15 protein-coding genes are annotated in these 14518 nt (G+C 72.2%); 2 read left to right on the top strand and 13 right to left on the bottom strand.

The genetic code is table 11. The annotated features are described in order from the left end of the window. Positions 1 to 7: 7 nt before the first annotated feature. From RR3_RS12690 to RR3_RS12675, 4 genes are read right to left on the bottom strand one after another with little or no spacing between them, the layout of a single operon-like run. Positions 8 to 1606, bottom strand: coding sequence for an acyl-CoA carboxylase subunit beta (locus tag RR3_RS12690; protein ID WP_010591987.1), 1599 nt, complete (start codon positions 1604 to 1606; stop codon positions 8 to 10). After that, a complete protein-coding gene (locus tag RR3_RS12685; protein WP_010591988.1) occupies positions 1603 to 2751 on the bottom strand; it encodes an acyl-CoA dehydrogenase family protein in 1149 nt (382 codons plus the stop codon). The genes RR3_RS12690 and RR3_RS12685 overlap by 4 nt, the downstream gene beginning before the upstream one ends. Beyond that, positions 2748 to 4508 carry an acyclic terpene utilization AtuA family protein gene (locus RR3_RS12680; RefSeq protein ID WP_010591989.1) on the bottom strand — a complete coding sequence of 587 codons (1761 nt, stop codon included), beginning with the start codon at positions 4506 to 4508 and terminating at the stop codon, positions 2748 to 2750. The genes RR3_RS12685 and RR3_RS12680 overlap by 4 nt, the downstream gene beginning before the upstream one ends. Further along, the gene (locus RR3_RS12675; RefSeq protein ID WP_010591990.1) at positions 4505 to 5296 is read right to left on the bottom strand and encodes a TIGR03084 family metal-binding protein; all 792 of its coding nucleotides are present in this window, start codon (positions 5294 to 5296) and stop codon (positions 4505 to 4507) included. The genes RR3_RS12680 and RR3_RS12675 overlap by 4 nt, the downstream gene beginning before the upstream one ends. A gap of 145 nt (positions 5297 to 5441) precedes the next feature. Here RR3_RS12675 and RR3_RS12670 point away from each other — a divergent pair, with 145 nt between their 5' ends. Beyond that, a complete protein-coding gene (locus tag RR3_RS12670; protein ID WP_026137587.1) occupies positions 5442 to 6323 on the top strand; it encodes an EamA family transporter in 882 nt (293 codons plus the stop codon). A 25-nt stretch (positions 6324 to 6348) separates the two neighbouring features. Here the strand turns inward: RR3_RS12670 and RR3_RS12665 are convergent, their stop codons facing one another. Both RR3_RS12665 and RR3_RS12660 read right to left on the bottom strand, forming a co-directional pair. Further along, positions 6349 to 7989 (bottom strand): MFS transporter, encoded by a 1641-nt coding sequence (locus RR3_RS12665; RefSeq protein ID WP_017680004.1) that lies wholly within the window; start codon positions 7987 to 7989, stop codon positions 6349 to 6351. Positions 7990 to 8107: 118 nt separating this feature from the next. Then, positions 8108 to 9025 carry a LysR family transcriptional regulator gene (locus tag RR3_RS12660; protein ID WP_017680005.1) on the bottom strand — a complete coding sequence of 306 codons (918 nt, stop codon included), beginning with the start codon at positions 9023 to 9025 and terminating at the stop codon, positions 8108 to 8110. Positions 9026 to 9088: 63 nt separating this feature from the next. On the opposite strand from RR3_RS12660, the gene RR3_RS12655 reads away from it, so the two are divergent. Next, complete coding sequence (locus RR3_RS12655; protein WP_010591995.1) at positions 9089 to 9520, top strand: PaaI family thioesterase; 432 nt, start codon at positions 9089 to 9091, stop codon at positions 9518 to 9520. Between the two features lie 75 nt (positions 9521 to 9595). Here the strand turns inward: RR3_RS12655 and RR3_RS12650 are convergent, their stop codons facing one another. The 7 genes from RR3_RS12650 to RR3_RS12620 all read right to left on the bottom strand — a co-directional run bounded on the left by RR3_RS12650 (position 9596) and on the right by RR3_RS12620 (position 14322). Further along, on the bottom strand, positions 9596 to 9916 hold the full coding sequence (locus RR3_RS12650; RefSeq protein WP_010591996.1) for a DUF202 domain-containing protein: 321 nt from the start codon (positions 9914 to 9916) through the stop codon (positions 9596 to 9598). 37 nt (positions 9917 to 9953) lie between these two features. Next, positions 9954 to 10322 carry a YidH family protein gene (locus tag RR3_RS12645; protein ID WP_010591997.1) on the bottom strand — a complete coding sequence of 123 codons (369 nt, stop codon included), beginning with the start codon at positions 10320 to 10322 and terminating at the stop codon, positions 9954 to 9956. Positions 10323 to 10381: 59 nt separating this feature from the next. Next, positions 10382 to 10834, bottom strand: coding sequence for a QcrA and Rieske domain-containing protein (locus tag RR3_RS12640; RefSeq protein ID WP_017680010.1), 453 nt, complete (start codon positions 10832 to 10834; stop codon positions 10382 to 10384). Between the two features lie 42 nt (positions 10835 to 10876). Continuing rightward, entirely contained in the window at positions 10877 to 11440 is a 564-nt protein-coding gene (locus RR3_RS12635; protein ID WP_040271976.1) for a DUF6529 family protein, read from the bottom strand. A 35-nt stretch (positions 11441 to 11475) separates the two neighbouring features. Next, positions 11476 to 12114, bottom strand: coding sequence for a hypothetical protein (locus RR3_RS12630; RefSeq protein ID WP_040271974.1), 639 nt, complete (start codon positions 12112 to 12114; stop codon positions 11476 to 11478). An 88-nt stretch (positions 12115 to 12202) separates the two neighbouring features. Further along, on the bottom strand, positions 12203 to 12691 hold the full coding sequence (locus tag RR3_RS12625) for a Rieske (2Fe-2S) protein (protein WP_017680013.1): 489 nt from the start codon (positions 12689 to 12691) through the stop codon (positions 12203 to 12205). A 101-nt stretch (positions 12692 to 12792) separates the two neighbouring features. Beyond that, the gene (locus RR3_RS12620; protein ID WP_064065893.1) at positions 12793 to 14322 is read right to left on the bottom strand and encodes a DHA2 family efflux MFS transporter permease subunit; all 1530 of its coding nucleotides are present in this window, start codon (positions 14320 to 14322) and stop codon (positions 12793 to 12795) included. Between the last annotated feature and the right edge of the window lie 196 nt (positions 14323 to 14518).

The raw sequence follows: 14518 nt of genomic DNA, 5'->3' as shown, positions 1-14518 counted from the left end.
TGCTGCCTCACATCCGGAAGACACCGAAGCTGTCGGTGCCCTCGATCGGCGCGTTGGCGATGGCCGACAGGCACATCCCCACCACGGTGCGGGTGTCGCGCGGGTCGATGACCCCGTCGTCGTAGAGCCGGCCGGACAGGAACATCGGCAGCGACTCCGCCTCGATCTGGTTCTCGATCGCCGCGCGCATCGCCTCGTCGGCGGCCTCGTCGAACGCCTGGCCGCGCGCCTCGGCAGCGGCCCGTCCGACGATGGAGATGACGCCCGCGAGTTGTGCGCCGCCCATCACCGCGGACTTGGCGCTGGGCCAGGCGAACAGGAACCGCGGGTCGAAGGCGCGGCCGCACATCCCGTAGTGGCCGGCCCCGTAGGAGGCGCCGAGCAGGATCGAGATGTGCGGCACCGTCGAATTGGAGACGGCGTTGATCATCATCGAACCGTGCTTGATCATGCCGCGTTCCTCGTACTCGCGGCCGACCATGTAGCCGGTGGTGTTGTGCAGGAACAGCAGTGGCGTGTTTGCACGGTTGGCGAGCTGGATGAACTGGGTGGCCTTCTGGGATTCCTCGCTGAACAGCACGCCGCGGGCGTTGGCGAGGATTCCCACCGGGTAGCCGTGCAGACGGGCCCAGCCGGTGACGAGCGACGACCCGTACAGCGGCTTGAACTCGTCGAAGTCGGAGTCGTCGACGATGCGGGCGATCACCTCGCGCGGGTCGAACGGCACCTTGAGGTCGGCGGGCACGATGCCGAGCAGTTCCTCGGGATCGTGGCGGGGCTCGCGTACCTCCGGGTGGGGTTCGGGGCCCTGCTTGCGCCAGTTCAGACGACGGACGATGCCCCGGCCGATCCGGATCGCGTCGGGTTCGTCGACCGCGTAGTAGTCGGCCAGGCCGGAGGTGCGGGCGTGCATTTCCGCGCCGCCGAGGGATTCGTCGTCGGATTCCTCGCCCGTGGCCATCTTCACCAGGGGCGGCCCGGCGAGGAACACCTTCGACCGCTTCTCGATCATCACCACGTGGTCCGACATGCCCGGGATGTAGGCGCCACCCGCGGTGGAATTGCCGAACACCAGGGCAATGGTCGGGATCCCGGCGGCGGACAGCTGTGTCAGGTCGCGGAACATGCGCCCGCCGGGGATGAACACCTCCTTCTGGGTGGGGAGGTCGGCGCCGCCCGACTCGACGAGGGAGATGACCGGCAGCCGGTTCTGCATCGCGATGTCGTTGGCGCGGAATCCCTTTCGCAGCGTCCACGGGTTGCTCGTGCCGCCGCGGACGGTGGGGTCGTTGGCGACGATCAGGCATTCGACGCCCTCGACGACGCCGATTCCGGTGACGGTGCTGCCGCCGACCGGGAACTCGGTGCCCCAGGCGGCGAGCGGGGACAGCTCGAGGAACGGCGAATCGGGGTCGAGGAGCAGTTCGATCCGTTCGCGTGGCAGCAGCTTGCCGCGTTCGTGGTGCCGTCGGACGTACTTCTCCCCGCCGCCGGCGAGGGCCTTGGCGTGTTCGGCTTCGAGCTCTGCCAGCTGGGCGGCCATCGCCTCGGCCGCGGCGGCGTACTCCGCCGAGGACGGGTCGACGGTCGTCTGCAGGATGCTCACGCGGTGTACCCCAATCGTTTCGCGGCAAGTTCGGTGAGGATCTCGGTGGTGCCGCCGCCGATGCCGAGGATGCGCATGTCGCGGTACTGTCGTTCGACCTCGGACTCGGCCATGTAGCCGAGGCCGCCGAAGAGCTGCACGGCCTGGTGTGCGACCCACTCCCCGGCCTCGACGGCGGTGTTCTTGGCGAAGCACACCTCGGCGACGAGGTCGCCGTCACCGACGAGGGATCGCTCGACGACCCGCCGGCCGTACACCCGCGCGACGTCGATGCGCCGTGCCATCTCGGCGAGGGTGCGCTGTACCGACTGCCGGGAGATCAGGGGCCGGCCGAACGTCTCGCGGTCCCGGCACCAGGACACGGTCAGATCCAGGCACCGCTGCGCGCTCGAGTAGGCCTGGGCGGCGAGGGCGATCCGCTCGGCGACGAACGCCTGCGCGATCTGCGCGAAGCCGCTGTTCTCGGCTCCGACGAGATTCGAGACCGGCACGCGCACACCGGCGAACGACAGTTCCGCAGTGTCGGAGGCACGCCAGCCCATCTTGTCCAGCTTGCGCGAGACGGTGAAACCCGGTGTGCCCTTTTCGATCACGAGCAGCGAGACACCGGCGGCACCGGGGCCGCCGGTGCGCACAGCGGTGACGACGAAATCGGCGCGGCAGCCGGAGGTGATGTAGGTCTTGGCGCCGTCGACGATGTAGTGATCGCCGTCGCGGACGGCGGTGGTGGTCAGGTGCCCGACGTCGGAGCCGCCGCCGGGTTCGGTGATCGCGAGGGAGCCGACGAGCTCACCCGCGAGGGTCGGGGCAACCCACTTGCCGATCTGCGCTTCGTCGCCGGCGGCGACGAGGTGTGGCAGGGCGATGCCGCAGGTGAACAGGGAGGCGAAGGCGCCGCCGGAGGCGCCGGCCTCGTGGAAGGCCTCGCACACGGTGAGGGTGTCCGCCGCGTCGCCCCCGGAACCGCCGACGGCCTCGGGGAATCCGGCGCCGAGCAGCCCGAGAGCGGCGGCCTTCTTGTGCAGTTCGCGGGGCAGTTCACCGTCGCGCTCCCACGCGGCGAGATGCGGCAGGATCTCGCGCCGGACGAAGGAGTGGACCGTCGAGCGCAGCTCGCGGCGTTCGGGGGTGTCCCAGATGCTCACTCGGTGTACTTCCTCTCGGGGTTCGCTGTCCCGCCGCCCTCCAGGAGGACCTCGGGGATGTAGAGGTATCGGCTGCGCAGCCACTCGCCGAGACCCTTCGCCTGCGGGTCGAAGCGGGCCTGCGAGGCGACGCCGCGGCCGAGGATGCCCTCGATCACGAAGTTCACCGCCCGCAGGTTCGGCAGCACGTGACGTGTCACGGTCAGGTTCTTCGATTCGGGCAGGAGGGTTTTCAACGTGTCGACGGTGAGGGTGTGCACCAGCCACCGCCACTGGTCGTCGGTGCGCACCCACACCCCCACGTTCGCGTCGCCGCCCTTGTCGCCGCTGCGGGCGCCGGCGACGAGTCCGAGCGGTGCGTGTCGTGCGGGCCCGGGCGGTAGCGGCTCGGGGAGCTCGGGTTCGCCGACGGGTTCGAGTGCACGCGTCGGGGTGACGCACGGAATCGGGACCCGGTTGCCGTCGGGCAGCACCGCGGTGTGCGGCACCTCGGCGGCGCCGACGTAGCCGGGGGTGAACACCGCGTACGGTTGTCCGTTGCCGGGCGGGGCGGTCAGCGCGAAGCCCGGGTAGCTGGCCAGCGCGTACTCGACGGCGACCGACGAGAAGGCGCGGCCGACGACCTTCGGGTCGCGGTCGCGGACGGTGCAGCGCAGCAGGGCGCTGGCCGCCTCCTCGGTGTCGGCGTCCGGATGGTCGGTGCGGGCGAGTGTCCATTCGAGCTCGGCGGGCCGGGTGGTCAGGCTCGCCTCCACCTGCCGCCGCACCAGGGCGGCCTTGGCCTCGATGTCCAGACCGGTGAGGACGAACACCGCTTCGTTCCGGAAGCCGGCGAGGGCGTTGAGGGAGACCTTGAGCGTGGGTGGCGGCGCCTCACCGCGGACGCCGCTGATGCGGACCCGGTCCGGGCCGTCCGGGGTGAGCCGGACGGTGTCGAGGCGGGTGGTGACGTCGGGGCCGGCGTAGCGGCCCCCGGTCACCTCGTACAGCAGCTGGGCGGTCACGGTGCCGACGGTGACGGCGCCGCCGGTGCCCGGGTGCTTGGTGATCGTGGAACTTCCGTCGGCCTCGATCTCGGCGATCGGGAAGCCCGGCCGGTCGAGATCGGCGATCTCGGTGAAGAAGGCGTAGTTGCCGCCGGTGGCCTGGGCGCCGCACTCGATCACGTGCCCGGCTGCCACCGCGCCCGCGAGAGCGTCGAAATCATCCCGGGCCCAACCGAAGTGGGCTGCCGCGGGACCGACGATCACCGACGCGTCGGTGACCCGGCCGGTGACGACGAGGTCGGCGCCGGCGGTCAGGCATTCGGCGATGCCCCAGGCGCCGAGGTAGGCGTTGGCGGTCAGGGGCGGCGGATCGGCGGCCAGCCCGAGTTCGGCGGCCCGGGCGATGAGATCGTCGCCCTCGACGTGGGCGACGGCGACGTCGAGTCCGAGCCGGCCGGCGAGGTCGCGCACGGCCGTCGCCAGCCCGGCGGGGTTGAGTCCCCCCGCATTGGCGACGATCTTCACGCCCTTGTCGACGGCGAGCCCGAGACAGTCCTCGAGTTGCCGCAGGAACGTCTTGGCGTAGCCGAGTTCCGGGTCCTTCATCCGATCCCGGCCGAGGATGAGCATGGTCAGCTCGGCGAGATAGTCGCCGGTCAGGTAGTCGAGTTCGCCGCCCTCGAGCATCTCCCGCATAGCTGCGAGCCGGTCGCCGTAGAAGCCGGAACAGTTCCCGATGCGCACCGCACGGCCCGCCGGCTGCGCGTTCACGCGGTCGCTCCGTCCGGGGTGCGCCCGGCGCCGGGCGGACCGGCGAACGCCTGCGCGAGCTCGAGCCATGCATCCGCGTCCGGTCCGGTGGCGACGAGGTCGGTGTCGGTGCGGTGGACCCGCTGGGTCACCAGGCGGCAGAAGTCGACGGCGGATCCGGTGACGGTCTGGGCGGCGCTCTCGGGACCCCACGTCCACTCCCGCCCGTCGGGAGCGGTGAGGCAGACGCGGAACGGCTCGGCCGGCGGGGTGCGCCCGTGCACGGTGAACGCGAAGTCGCGGGTGCGGACACCGAGATGGGCAATGTGGCGCAGCCGGTGGGTGGGGGTCCGGGGGACGCCCAGCGCGTCGGCCACGTCGGCGCCGTGCGCCCAGGTCTCCATCAGCCGCGCCGTGGCCATCGAAGCCGCGCTCATGGGCGGGCCGTACCAGACGATCCTGGTCCCGGCCGGAACGGCCGCGAGGGCGTCGGCGAGGGCGCGTCGCGCCGCGCGCCAGTCGGCGAGCAGTTCGGCCGGCGGCCGGCGGGCCTGCTCCCGCGCCCCGTCGTCGACGAAGCGGTCCGGGTCGGTGATCTCGCCGAGCCCGGCGACGAACGCCTCCGGGTCTTCGACGGCGGTGAGGGCGGCCCGATCGGTCCACAGCAGATGCCCGACCTGGTGGGCGATGGTCCAGCCCTCGGCGGGCGTCATAGTCGCCCAGCGCTCGTCCGGGAGGTCGGCGACGAGGGCGTCGAGGTCCTCGCCCTCGGCACGCAGATCGTCGAGAAGCGGTTGCAGCTCCGTCATGCGACCAGAGTCACACTCGCGGCACGGAAAAGCAAGCTCTCGTGATTGTTTTTTTGCGCGGCGTCGCCGCTGCTGCCGATCGTGCTGCCGTGCGGCAACATTCGTCACACGCGGGACGACGGATCCCGGGACTTCCGGAGGACGCATGAGCAGCACGGCACGGGCGCCACGAGGCGGCAGCCGGACCGTGCCCGTCGCGGCCGTGCTCGGCTCGGTGCTCTCCCTGCAGTTCGGTGCGGCCTTCGCCAGCACCCTGTTCGACGACGTCGGCGCCCTCGGCACGGTCACGCTGCGGCTGACGCTCGCCGCGGTGATCCTGTGGGCGGCGGTACGGCCGTCGGTGCGGCACTGGGGCCGGGCGCAGTGGCGCGGCGCGGCCGCCCTCGGGGTGAGCCTGGCCGCGATGAACGGCTTCTTCTACGTGGCGATCGCCCGGCTCCCGCTCGCGGCAGCGGTCACGATCGAGTTCCTCGGACCGCTCACCCTCGCCGCGGTGCTCTCCCGCCGCCCGCGGGACGCGCTGTGGGTGGCCCTCGCGCTGGCCGGGGTGGCCCTCCTCGGGGCGCGCGGCCTCGGTGGGGACGGCGACGCGCTCGACCCGGCCGGGGTCGGATTCGCGCTGCTCGCCGCGGCCGGCTGGGCCTGGTACATCGTCGCGGGCTCGCACGTGGCCGCCACCGTCTCCGGCGCGGCGGGCCTGACCGTCGCCACCACCGTCGCGGCGGTGCTCGTCCTGCCCTTCGGTCTCGGAACCGCCGGCGCCGGCCTGGCCGATCCTGCGATTCTCGGCGCCGGGGCGGTGGTGGCCCTGCTGTCCTCCGTGATCCCCTACAGCCTGGAGATGCGGGCGCTGCGCGATCTGCCGAGAAACGTGTTCGCGATCCTCATCGCCCTCGAACCGGCGGCGGCGGCACTGGCGGGTGCGCTGGTGCTCGGCCAATGGGTCCAGCCCGCCGCGGCGGCAGGCATCGCGCTGGTGATCGTCGCCGGAGTCGGCGCCCTGCACGGCAGCAGCGAACCGCGCTGACCCGGCACCGCGGCGGCGAACCGCGCTAACGGTCCACGTCGCCGGGCGCGGCCTCCGACCGGCCGTCCGGCTCGGCGCGTTCGTCCACCGCCGGCTCGGCGCGTTCGTCTCGAGCGCGGTACGACGCGAGCAGCCGCCGTTCGGCGTCGCGTTTCGGGAATGCGAAGAACACCAGGACGGCTCCGGCGGCGACGACGAGAAGGGCGGCGGCATATGCCTTCGTGTCCCCGGCGAGGAATGCCGCGCGCGCCGCGGCCATGATGGCGTCGGCGTACTGCGGGTACCGCTCCGCGAGATCGGCGGCACTCGCGAACGACTTGGTCAGCGCAGCCTGGGTCTGGTCGCTGATCTCGTCCGCGTCCGGCGACGATGCGACGGCCGCCGAGATCGACGCCACGTACCCGGCGGTGAGCAACGCCCCGAGGACCGACTGCATCACGGCCCCGCCCAGGTCCCGCTGCAGGTCGGCCGTCGCGGACGCCATCCCGGCGCGGGTCACCGGCACCGAGCCGGTGAGCGAGCGCGAGGCGGGCGTGCCGGCGAAACCCACCCCGGCCCCGACGAAGGCGTACGCGAGGGCGATCTGCCAGTAGCTGGAGGTCTCGTCCCACATCGTCAGTGCGACGGTGAGCCCGAGGAGGATGAACGCGTAGCCGAGCAGCAATGTGGTGCGGGCACCCCGGCTCTCGACCAGGCGGGCCGAGTACGGAGCCACGACGAGCATGCACGCGGCGGCGGGGAGGATCGTCGACCCGGCGGCGAGCGTGGAGTAACCGAGCACGTTCTGCAGAAACTGCTGCCCGACGAACATCGCGCCCATCAGGGTTCCGAACACGATGATGCCTGCCACCGCAGCCACCCAGAACGTCGGCCGCGCGGCCACCTTCAGGTCGAACAGCGGCTCGGGCACCCGCCGTTGCCGCCACACGAACACCGCGCCCGCGACGGCGGTGACGGCCGCGCAGACCAGGGCTGCCGTGGCGCGGCCGCTCTCGGGTGCGAGGTTGACCGTCATCACGAGCGCCGCCACGAACAGCACCGACAGGACTCCGCCGACATGGTCGACGGGACCGGTGGTCTCGTTGACGTGCGCGGGGATCAGCACTGCGGCCGCCACGAGGGCGAGGGCGGCGAGCGGCAGGGTGATCAGGAAGGCCGAGCCCCAGTAGAAGTACTCGAGGAGCAGACCGGACAACAGCGGTCCGAGCGCGGCGACCGCCCCGCCGGTCGCCGACCACAACGCGATCGCGCGGGTCCGTGAGGCTCCCGACCACAACGCGGTGATCAGCGCCAGAGTGGTGGGATATGCCAGTCCCGCGGCGAGACCGCCGGCCAGCCGGGCCGCGAACAGCACCTCGATGTTCGGCGCGAAGGCCGCCAGCAGACACGTGGGTATCGACAGGGCGACACCGAGCACGAGCAACTGCTTGCGGCCGTAGCGGTCCCCGAGCGCCCCCAGGTACAGCACCGACGCGGCCAGACCCAGCGAATACCCGACGGCGACCAGGTTCAACTCCGTCTGGCTCGCGTCGAATGCCCGGCCGATCGCGGGCAGTGCGATGTTGGCCACCGAGAGATTGAGGTTGGCGACGGTGGCGACCAGGATCAGCGTCGCGAGGACCGAGCCCGCTCGCTGCGGGCGACGGTCGACCTCGGCGACCGTCACCGCGACGTCCCGTGGTGCCGCGATGCGTCCATGTCCCACTCCCGATGGCAGTGTCCTCGACGATCATGATGACGCACCGGAACGCTGATCCGGGCCGATCGGGGCGATCGGCACGCGATCAGGCGCCGCGGACGATCATCCGCACCAGGTCCCCGGCCGGGCCGGCGAGCTTGCGAGGGGGGCGCCACACCGCGCGCAGGGTGCGGGCCAGATCGAGGCCCTCGACGTCGACGGCCCGCAGTTCCCCGGCCGCGAGGTGGTCGGCCACGGCCAAGGTGCTGAGCACGGCCGGACCGACACCCCCGAGCGCCGCGGTGCGTACCGCGGCGCCGCTGCCGAGCTCGAGCAGAGGTGCCGGCCGATCGAACTCGCGCAGGGCGAGGTCGAGCGTGTGCCGCGTCCCCGACCCCTCCTCACGCACGACGAGCGGCGTCGCCGCGAGTTCGGCGACGGTGAGCGGTCGCCGGCGGCGCGCCCACGGATGAGCCGGCGTGACGACCACCACCAGCCGGTCCTGCGCCACCGGGGTGCTGTGCAGTCCCGGTGGAACGGCGGGAGCTTCGACGAATCCGACGTGGCAGCGGCCTGCCGCGACGGCGTCGCACACCTGCCGCGAGTTGTGGACCTGCAACTGGATGTGCACGTCGTCGTGGAGACCGCGGAAGCGGCCCAGCCAGCGCGGGATGAGGTGTTCGGCGACGGTCATGCTGGCCGCCACGGTCAGTTCGGCCTGCCGGTCGGTGCGCAACGCCGCCGCGGCGTCGAGCAGTCGACGGGCGTCGGTGAGGGTCTGCCGCGCCCAGTGCGCGACCACGGTGCCCTCCGGGGTGAGCGCCGACCCGGCGCGCCCCCGGCGCACGAGCACGGCCCCGAGCTGCTTCTCGAGGCGGCGCACCGCACGGCTGGCATTGGGTTGCGCGACACCGGCCGCGCGAGCAGCCGCGCCGAGCCCGCCGTGATCGTCGATGCCGACGAGCAGTTCGAGGGCGGCGAGGTCGGGCCAACGGACCGTCGGCGACGGAGGTGGCTGCGTCATGCGCGAATGATATGGCCCTTCCCGACAGGGTGGGGCAGACTGCAGGCCGTGGAACTTCGCGGAGTGGACGACGCGGCGGCCGTGCTCGCCGCGCAACCGTTCAGCGTCCTGGTCGGTGCCCGGGTCGTCGGGTACGAGCCGGGACGCGCGGTGCTCGAGGTCCCTTTGCGTCCGGAATTGCTGCAGCAGTTCGGGTTCGTACACGGTGGAGTGCTGGCCTATGCGGCGGACAATTCCCTGACCTTCGCAGCGGGAACCGTGCTCGGATCGTCCATCGTGACCACCGGGTTCACCATCGACTACCTGCGCCCGGGTCGCGGCACGCTGCTGCGAGCCGAGGCGACGGTCGTCGACTCGAGCCGGCGACAGGCGCTGTGCCGGTGCGAGATCGTCGCCGTGACCGAGGACGGTACCGAGACCAGGGTGGCCGCGGCGCAGGGCGGCGCCCGGGTGATCGACCTCGACCGGCGTTCGGGGCAGGGGGCCGGTTCGTAGGGGCCGCGGTGGCCCGGACGGGTCTGGTCCGGTTCCAAGGAGCCGAACCGGCCGGAGCCTCGGCCTGGGCGGCGCTCACACCTTCGACGTGACGATGAGCGCGGTGGCGGCGAGCGCCAGGACGACGACCGTGACGGTCAGGACGATGTTGCGCCACCAGTGATGCTTCGCCCGTCCCTCGATGAAGCGGCTCACCCGGGCCCGGTGCTCGCGTCCGCTCGTCACGAGCAGCACGAGCGCCGGCAGCAGGCACAGCAGGCCGATCGCCACCACCACGGGTGCCGGGCCGGGCGCCAGGCGCAGGAACAGCAGGACCACCGCTCCCAGGCCGGTCGCCGTGCGCAGCCACGCGAGAGTGGTGCGCTCCGGCTGCAACCCGGGGTCGTCGTGTCTCATCGCCGACCCGGCTCGCGTCGTGGACCCGGTGGCACGGTCACAGGAGGAGCGCCGCGGCGAGGGCCAGCGCCCCGACCGCCAGCATCGCGGCGAGCAGGAAGGCGATCCGCGGCGGCGGCAGGGGGCGTGCGGTGCGCATCGCGGCCTCGATCTGCAGCCAGCGCCGCAGTGCGGCGACCACGAGGACCGCGGAGAAGACCAGCAGGGCGCACGCCAGCGTGGTGCGCACCACCGGTCCCACGACGTCGCCGGCGAAGGTCTCGAGCGCGACGGCCGCCGCGATCACGCCGAGCGCGGTGCGGATCCACGCGAGGAACGTGCGCTCGTTGGCGAGGGTGAAGCGGGCGTCGGGTTCGTCGCCGTCACGCAACGCCCGCGGCCGCCAGTCGCGCAGAGGTCCGATCACGCAGTCGACCCTATCCCGGTGCCGCCCCGGACGGTCCGGCGACGGGACGGCGGAACCGATTACGCGAGTGTGATCTCGCCGTTGTCGACGGTGACAGCCCTGCTCTCGAGGGGACGCGCGGCGGGACCGTTCGCGACGGTGCCGTCGAGGTTGAACCGGCTGCCGTGGCAGGGACAGTTGATCGTGCCGTCCTGCACGGCCGCGACCGTGCAGCCCTGATGGGTGCAGATCGCGCTGAACGCGAGCACCTCGCCCGCGGCCGGCTGGGTCACCACGACCTTCTGATCGGGGAAAACCTGTCCCCCGCCGACGGGGATGTCGGCGACGGCCGCGAGGGGTTGTCCTGCAGCCGCGCCGGCCGGGGCCCCGGTGCCGGCGTCCTCCGCCGCGGAGGTCTGCCCGGAGGCCGGCTCGTCGCCGTACGTGCTGCAGGCCGCGGCGGCGGCCACGGCGGCCACCCCGGCACCGAGCAGCACCGAACGGCGGCTGACGGGAAACTGCTCGAGATCCATTTTCCGGCTCCGATCGTGGGAGGGACACAGTGGGTCGGTGCGTCAGAACGTGATGCCCGTCGTGCGGAAGAAGTACAGCGCCGAGGTCGTCCACACGACCACGATCGCCGTGAACAGGACACCGCCGGCCACCGGAACCGCCCATCCCGGCAGGCCCCGCCGACTGAGCAGCAGCATCTTGGTGACGAACGCCCCGTAGAGGAGGCATCCCGCCAGCGAGTGCCACAGCACCCGCGGCTCGCCGGTGCGAAAACCGAGCGCATACAGGCAGTGCACGGCGACGGGGACGGTCGCCAGCACAGCGAGGCGGCCCGACCATACGTGCAGGGTCCCGATCCAGCTCGGCGTGCGCAGTCCCGGCAACCGGCCGTACATCCCGGCCGCCGAGACGAGTTGCACCAGTGCCAGCACGCCGGCGAGGGTCGCCAGCCAGGTCTTGACCGCGGTCGGGCTGGAGAACCCGGCGACGTTGATCGAGAAGAAGGCCGGCTCGTGCACACGGCCGTAGGCGCCGAGCCCCACCGCGACGAGGGCACCCACCAGGAATGCGACGATCACGGGGGCCGTGCGCGGCGGCGCGGCGGGATGGACCTGCGGTGTGCTCATCCGTCCTCCTCTCGGTGTCACCGCGCGGTGGCACGTCAGAATGTGTCGCTGCCGGACACCGGGTCCGCGGTCACGGTCTCCCCGTCGACGACCGCCGTCCCGTCGGGTGCGAGGGCCGGGGCAGGTGTGGTGCCGCCGTCGCCGCCGCGGAGCACGCCCGTGACGGTTCCGTCCTGCGTGACGATCCAGCTCGCCCGGACATCGCCGACGTTCGCGAGGTAGAGGCCGGCGGGCGGTTCGGCCGGCGCGGCGTCGAAGGTCCAGCTGCGGTCGCCGAGCCACAGGGTGCCGCGCACCGTCGCGCCGTCGAACTCGCCCTCGAGACGGGCTCCTTCCCGGCCCTCGAGCTCGAGCCGGCCGGCCTCTGCGTCGCCGGCCAGCCACGACTCGACCGCGCTGCCGTCGCACGCGTACGCGACGGCGTCCTCGCCCTCGACGGCGATCGCGAGCGTGAGAGTCCCGGTCGCGACGGGGATCTGTCCGACGTAGGTGGCCTGCGCGGGGAACTCCACCGCAGCCGAGGTCGCCGTCGTCGTGGGGTCCGGCGCCGCCGTCGCGGCAGGACCCGGGGCCGGCGTCGCGCCGTCGTCCTCCTTGGAGACATTCACCGCGAGCAGCACGGCGGCGAGGACCACCACCGCCGCCAACGTGATCAACGGCCCCCTGCGCACCATGGGGTCCCCTTGCCGGTCAGCACTTCAGGGATGATGTCGCGGTCGAATCTACTCCGCCCCCGCCCGTCCGCTCAGCCGATCGCGTAGATCAGTCGACGACGACGTCCGCACCGCGGGCCGCGGCCGGGCGCGCCTTCAGCGGCTTGCGGGCGGGACCTCGGCTCACGGTCCCGTCCAGACGGAACCGGCTGCCGTGACAGTCGCAGACGATCTCGTCGGCCTCGACACCGGTGATGTTGCACCCCGAATGCGTGCACAGCGCGACGAACGCCCGATAGTCCCCGGCGACGGGCTGCGTCACCACGAGACGCCGGTCGGCGAACAGGACGCCGCTGCCCACCGGGATGTCGGCCGCGGCGGCGACGACCGTGGCGTCCGGACCGGGCTCCGGCGGCGTGGTCGGCGCGGCGGGGGCGCTGTCGGTGCTTGCCCGCTCGGTGCCCTCGCTCTCGGCGCCGCACGCGGACAGGACCGCGGCGGCGGCGACGGCACCGGCCCCGCCGAAGAGGGTGCGCCGGCACAGACGCGGCTGTCCGTCTGTCGACGCGGAGCGTGGGTCGGTGGGTTCGATGCTCATGGGATCGTCCGTTCGGGTCGCCGTCGTGGTGCCGGAACGAGGTTAGCCGCAGACGCGCGGAGGGGCCGCGACCTACGTCACGGCCCCTCCGGGCGGGTGGTTCAGTGGACGACGACCGGCTGCAGTCCCTCCCCCGCCGGATGCTTGACGCGGGTGCGCGGCAGGAACAGCGCGGGGATCACCGCGAGCGCCATGAGAACGGTCGCGACGAGGAACGTGGTCGCGAACGCGTCGGCGAGCGAGGTGAGGATCGATTCCTGTACCGGTGCGGGCATCTGGTCGAGCGCCGCCTGGTCCATCTGTCCCCCGCCCTCGGGTGCCCCCGCCGGGGTCACGAGGCGGCTGCTCAGGATCACCGACATGGTCGCGGTGCCCACGGAGCCGGCGGCCTGCTGGACGATGTTCATCAGTGTCGACCCGCGGGCCACGCTCTGATGGGTCAGCGTCTGCAGCGCGGCCGTCATCGTCGGCATCATCGTGGCGCCCATGCCCATGCCCATGACGAACAGCGCGCCGAGGAGCAGGACGTAGGAGGTGTCCGTGCCCACCTGCGTGAAGACCGCCATGCCGAGCGTGACGAGGGTCAGGCCGACGAGCACGATCTTCCCGGGGCCTATCCGGTCGACGAGCCGGCCGGCGACCGGCATGGTGAGCATGGCGCCGAGGCCCTGCGGTGCGAGCAGGATGCCCGCCGCCAGGGTCGACTCGCCCCGCACCTGGAGGAAGTAGCTGGGGAACAGCAGCCCCGCACCGAAGAACGCGATCGCGAACACCGACATGGTGAGCACCGCGAACGTCAGCTGGCGGTTGCGGAACAGGTACAGGTCGATGAGCGGGTTCCGGGCGCGCAAGGCGTGGAACACGAACGCGGCGATCAGCGCGACGCCGATCACGCCGGGAACGAGGACCCGCGTCGCGGCGACGGTGCCGACCTCCGGGATGGAGGAGACACCGAACAGGAACAGCGCCAGCCCCGGCGACAGGAGCGCCATGCCCACGAAGTCGAAGGACTCGGACCTGCTCGGGCGGTCCTTGGGCAGGATCACCACGGCGGCGACGAGCGCCAGGACACCGATGGGCAGGTTGATCAGGAAGATCCAGTGCCAGCTGGCGGTGTCGATCAGCCACCCGCCGAGAATCGGGCCGCCGATCGGGCCCAGCAGCATCGGGATACCGAGCACCGCCATCACGCGGCCGACGCGGTGCGGGCCCGCCGCGTGGGTCATGATCGTCATGCCGAGCGGCATGAGCATGCCGCCACCGAGGCCCTGCACGACCCGGAATGCGATGAGCGAAGAAATGTCCCACGCCATGCTGCACAGCACGGAACCGGCGACGAACAGGACGAGTGCGGCGAGGTAGAGGCGCTTGGTGCCGAATCGGTCCGCGGCCCAGCCTGTGAGCGGAATCACGCTGGCGAGCGCCAGCGTGTAGGCGGTCATGGTCCACGCGACGGTCGCGTAGCCGGCGTCGAACTCCTCCATGAACGTCGGCACGGCGACGGAGACGACGGTCACGTCGAGAATCGACATGATGGCGCCGAGCACCACCACCGAGGCGATCTTCAGAACTGCCGCGTCGAGCTTGTCGCTCACCGGCGCGGCGGCCGGGCCCGCATGGGGGGCTGTCATGGGTCGGTCCTCTCGAGGCGCGAGGGCAGGCGGACCTGCCGGAACGGAGTCGAGGGCCGGGCACCACGTCGTGCCGGACGGCGACGACCGTCTCGGCGCGAGCCGCGTGTCACCGCCGGCGCGAGCCGCGTGTCACCGCCGGCGTGGACCGCGTGTCACCCTCGACGTGCCCGGCGACCAGCGCGCGCCCCGACAG

It is taken from the genome of Rhodococcus ruber NBRC 15591, from assembly GCF_001894945.1.
Lineage (GTDB): Bacteria > Actinomycetota > Actinomycetes > Mycobacteriales > Mycobacteriaceae > Rhodococcus > Rhodococcus ruber.
The sequence above is the reverse complement of the archived record's forward strand: the minus strand, read 5'-3'. Positions and strand labels throughout refer to the sequence as shown.

What these genes read in the sequence shown, in the direction of transcription:
- RR3_RS12650 (WP_010591996.1), bottom strand. Translation starts at nt 9,916, where the DNA reads ATGAGACACGACGACCCCGGGTTGCAGCCGGAGCGCACCACTCTCGCG.
- RR3_RS12625 (WP_017680013.1), bottom strand. Translation starts at nt 12,691, where the DNA reads ATGAGCATCGAACCCACCGACCCACGCTCCGCGTCGACAGACGGACAG.
- RR3_RS12635 (WP_040271976.1), bottom strand. Translation starts at nt 11,440, where the DNA reads ATGAGCACACCGCAGGTCCATCCCGCCGCGCCGCCGCGCACGGCCCCC.
- RR3_RS12675 (WP_010591990.1), bottom strand. Translation starts at nt 5,296, where the DNA reads ATGACGGAGCTGCAACCGCTTCTCGACGATCTGCGTGCCGAGGGCGAG.
- RR3_RS12620 (WP_064065893.1), bottom strand. Translation starts at nt 14,322, where the DNA reads ATGACAGCCCCCCATGCGGGCCCGGCCGCCGCGCCGGTGAGCGACAAG.
- RR3_RS12630 (WP_040271974.1), bottom strand. Translation starts at nt 12,114, where the DNA reads ATGGTGCGCAGGGGGCCGTTGATCACGTTGGCGGCGGTGGTGGTCCTC.
- RR3_RS12640 (WP_017680010.1), bottom strand. Translation starts at nt 10,834, where the DNA reads ATGGATCTCGAGCAGTTTCCCGTCAGCCGCCGTTCGGTGCTGCTCGGT.
- RR3_RS12670 (WP_026137587.1), top strand. Translation starts at nt 5,442, where the DNA reads ATGAGCAGCACGGCACGGGCGCCACGAGGCGGCAGCCGGACCGTGCCC.
- RR3_RS12660 (WP_017680005.1), bottom strand. Translation starts at nt 9,025, where the DNA reads ATGACGCAGCCACCTCCGTCGCCGACGGTCCGTTGGCCCGACCTCGCC.